The 239-nt window shown below is 56.1% G+C and carries 1 pseudogene; it reads right to left on the bottom strand.

The window, feature by feature from the left end:
* A pseudogene (locus KVS69_RS20465) lies at nucleotides 1-194 on the bottom strand (hypothetical protein); the annotation flags it as partial.
* Between the last annotated feature and the right edge of the window lie 45 nt (nucleotides 195-239).

The raw sequence follows: 239 nt of genomic DNA, 5'->3' as shown, positions 1-239 counted from the left end.
GGCTTGGTGTGACAGGCGTTACAGTTGCCGACCGAGGCAAGCAGCGCGCCCTGGGGGACGAGGTCGGGGGGATATTGGGCACTTGCCGCCTGATCATCCGGAGGGATCTCCGAACGCCATCCGATGAGAAGGAACCCGACAGCGGCGACGACCGCCAATGTCAGGAGAACGGAAATTGCCCGAATAAATCGCATGTGAGACTCATACTTTGGTCGACCATATGATTGTATTATCATATT

This window comes from Stenotrophomonas sp. GbtcB23 (genome assembly GCF_019091045.1).
GTDB lineage: Bacteria > Pseudomonadota > Gammaproteobacteria > Xanthomonadales > Xanthomonadaceae > Stenotrophomonas > Stenotrophomonas rhizophila_A.
The sequence above is the reverse complement of the archived record's forward strand: the minus strand, read 5'-3'. Positions and strand labels throughout refer to the sequence as shown.